The organism is Streptomyces sp. NPDC059373, from assembly GCF_042751495.1.
GTDB lineage: Bacteria > Actinomycetota > Actinomycetes > Streptomycetales > Streptomycetaceae > Actinacidiphila.
In genome coordinates this window covers 1-3,371 of record NZ_JBHYXC010000096.1, presented here as the reverse complement: position 1 = coordinate 3,371, position 3,371 = coordinate 1, and the positions used below count along the sequence as shown (strand labels likewise).

The 3,371-nt window shown below is 75.1% G+C and carries 3 protein-coding genes; all 3 read right to left on the bottom strand.

Features of this window, described 5'->3' with window-relative positions; translation table 11 throughout:
* A partial coding sequence (locus tag ACFXJ5_RS41175; RefSeq protein WP_384643688.1) for a GAF domain-containing protein occupies nt 1–1,560 on the bottom strand: 1,560 nt, incomplete at its 3' end.
* A 22-nt stretch (nt 1,561–1,582) separates the two neighbouring features.
* Nucleotides 1,583–2,326, bottom strand: coding sequence for a 3-hydroxybutyrate dehydrogenase (locus ACFXJ5_RS41170; RefSeq protein ID WP_384643686.1), 744 nt, complete (start codon nt 2,324–2,326; stop codon nt 1,583–1,585).
* Nucleotides 2,327–2,410: 84 nt separating this feature from the next.
* The gene (locus ACFXJ5_RS41165; RefSeq protein WP_384643683.1) at nt 2,411–2,899 is read right to left on the bottom strand and encodes an NUDIX domain-containing protein; all 489 of its coding nucleotides are present in this window, start codon (nt 2,897–2,899) and stop codon (nt 2,411–2,413) included.
* Nucleotides 2,900–3,371 lie beyond the last annotated feature (472 nt).

The window sequence follows — 3,371 nt, the reverse complement described above, 5'->3', positions numbered from 1 at the left end:
GGCCCGCCCGTGGACGCGCTGGGGGTCGGCGCAGCGCAGCGCCTCCGCGTAAGCGGCGGCGACAGCGGCGGGCCGGGCGGCCGGCGCGGGCACGGCGGCCGAGGCGCCGACCGTGACGGCGGCGGCGACGGCCTGACCGAGGTGCTGGGCGACGCGGCGGGCGGTGGCGGAGGCGTCGGCGTCCGGGGCGAGCGGGAGCAGCAGGACGGTGCCGCCGTCGCGGGCGGCGGCGAGACCGCGCCGGGTGCCGGCGAGGTGGGAGGCGGCCGACCACAGGCGCTGGCGGTCGGCCGTGGCGTCGGCGTCGCCCTCGATGCGGGCGGCGAGCACCACGTGCGGCGCGTCGAGGTCGGCGCCGAGCCGGCCGGCCCGCTCGTGCAGCAGCCGGGGGTCCCGCAGCGGGGCGTCGAGCAGGTCGTCGAGCAGCTCGCCCCGGAAGCGCTGCTCGGCCTCCCCCGCGGTGCGGCGGGCGAGCAGCAGCAAGGAGGTGACCATGGCGGCGCGTTCCAGGGTGCGCTGGTCGACGGGGTCGAGGTCGGGATGGCCGTGCAGCACCAGGGCGCCGAGGAGTTCGCCGCCCGCGGTGACGGCGGCCGCCCAGGTGTCCTCATGGCGTACGGCGTGGCCGTCCTTGCGGGAGCGGGCCACGGCGTCCTCCAGCGCGGCGGGCAGCGGCTCCCGGTCGGTGCCGGCGACCTGGACCGTACCGGAGAGGACCTCGGCGACGGCGGCGGCCACGTCATCTACCCCGCCGCCGCGCAGCACCAGCTCGGTGAGGCGGTCGTGGACCTCGGAGGCGCGTTCGAGGACGGCGCTGTGCCTGCGGATGGTCTCGTTGGCGGCGCCGAGCCCGGCGAGGGCGGAGCGGGTCTCGTCCAGGAGGTTCGCGGTGTCGATGGCCACGGCCGCCAGCGAGGCCAGGGAGGCGAGCAGCGCGATCTGCTCCTGCCCGAAGACCCTCGCGCGGCGGTCGGCGGCGAAGAGCACACCGATCACACCGCTGCCGAGCGCCAGCGGCACCCCGAGGATCGCGACCAGCCCCTCGTCGCTCACGCCGGTGTCGATGGTGCGGGTATGGGCGAAGCGCTCGTCCTCGAAGTAGCTCTCCGTGGCGTACGGCATCGAGGTCTGCGCCACCAGCCCGCCCAGCCCCGCGCCCAGGTCGAGCCGCAGCCGCTGGAAGCGCGCCGACACCGAGCCCTCGGTGACCCGCATATACGTGTCGCCGGCCTCGCGGTCGTGCAGCGTGAGGTACGCGACGTCGGTGCCCAGCAGCGACCGGGCCCTGCGCACGATGGCCTGCAGCACGGAGTCGAGGTCCCGCAGCCCCGCCAGGTCCCCGGCCGTGTCGAACAGCGCCGACAGCTCGGCCTCGCGCCGCCGCCGGCTCTCCAGGTCCGCCCGCACCCGCAGGGCAAGCAGCTTCGCCCGCTCCAGGGCCTCGATGGCCTCCGGCAGGGCGCCGTCCGCGCGGGCGAGCAGCACCGGCCGCTCGTACTCCTCGGCGCGGGCTCCCCGGGCGAGTAGTTCCAGGTAGGGCGCCTCAACGGGTCCGTTCATGGGCTCAAGGCTGCACGGCGGATCAGTGCGCCGTCCATCCTCCGTCCATCGTCAGTGACGCCCCGGTGATGAACGACGCCTGCGGCCCGCACAGGTACGCCGCCAGCTCCGCCACCTCCTCGGGCTCCACCAGCCGCTTCACCGCGGAGTCGGCCAGCATGATCTCCGTGACGACCCGCTCCGGGCCGATGCCGTGGGCGGCGGCCTGGTCGGCGATCTGCCGCTCGACGAGCGGAGTGCGTACGTAGCCGGGGCAGACGCAGTTCGAGGTGACGCCGTGCGCCGCGCCTTCGAGGGCGGCGGTCTTGGAGAGCCCTTCGAGGCCGTGCTTGGCGGCGACGTACGCGCTCTTGTACGGCGACGCGCGCAGGCCGTGCACGGACGAGATGTTGACGATGCGGCCCCAGCCCTGCGCGTACATGTGCGGCAGCGCGCCCCGGATGAGGCGGAAGGGCGCTTCGAGCATCACGCGGAGCACGGTGGAGAAGACCTCGGGCGGGAAGTCCTCGATGGGGCGCACGAGTTGCAGCCCGGCGTTGTTGACCAGGATGTCGGTGCCGGCGGCCGCCTGCTCGGCGGCGTCGAGGTCCGTCAGATCCAGAACCACCGGCTCCACGGCCGCCTCCTCGGCGAGCGCCGCCAGCCCCTCTGCGTCCCGGTCCACGGCCCGTACCTTCGCCCCGGCGGCCGCCAGCCGCAGCGCGCAGGCCCGGCCGATGCCCCCGGCTGCCCCCGTGACCAGTGCGGTGCGGCCGTTCAGTGTCATACGCCCCAGGCTAGACGCGGCGCCGGGCGCCGCCCCATGTGGACCTGCCACACAGTCCCGCCGCCCGGCATGTCCGCCCGCCCCTTACGCCGCCGTCGGCGGCCCGGCGGGCTCGAACCACGGCGGACCCTCCGCCAGCGCGTGCTTCACCCTCAGCCGCCCGAAGCCGCCCAGGTCCGGCAGCGCGTCCAGGGCGAACCACGCCACCTCCAGCGACTCGTCGTCCGCGACCCGCGCCTCCCCGCCCACAGCCCGGCACCGGAAGCTGATGTCCACGTACTGCACGCGGTCCCCGTTCGGGTACTGCACCGGCCTCAACGTCTGCACGAGCACGATCCGCTCCGCCACCGCCTGCACCCCGGTCTCCTCCAGCACCTCCCGCACGGCCGTCTCCGCGGGCTGCTCGCCCGGCTCCCCGATCCCTCCGATCAGGGCCCACCGCCCGGTGTCCACCCGGCGGTTCAGCAGGATCCGGTCATCGTCGTCGAACACGATCGCAGTGACCCCTGGAAGGAACAGCTCCTGCTGTCCGATCGAGGCCCTCAGCTCACGAATGAAGTCGGGAGTCGGCATACGCCCGAGCGTAGCGGCCAGTGCCGCCGGGGCGCGGTGCGCCCTGCGCCGGGCGCGTTCTGTTCGTGGGTTGGTCGGTGCCGCCGCCGCGCTACCCTCCTCAGCGCTCGAACCATACGGAGTCCATGTCGCTGACGTGCGCCGGTTCTCGGCGCTTGCGGGGGGCACCCCGACACCGTCCCCTCCGGCCCGTTGGCGACTTGCGGCCGTGGGGGGTTGCTCCCCTCCACCTCCCGGCACCGGATGCCTACCGCGCCGGTCGCCCCTCGCCATCGGCCCGGACAACGCCCACCGGGCACCCGGCACCCCGGGCCCATCCACCCCTCCTTGGCACGGGGTGCCGGGTGGCACGGACGGGTGGCCCGGGCCAGTGACAGGGGGGACGGGAACAACCCCCACCAACCCGCAGCCGCCATCGGAACCGGAGGGGGCGGGGCGGGGTGGGTCCGTAGAGACGCTAAGGCGACGCAGA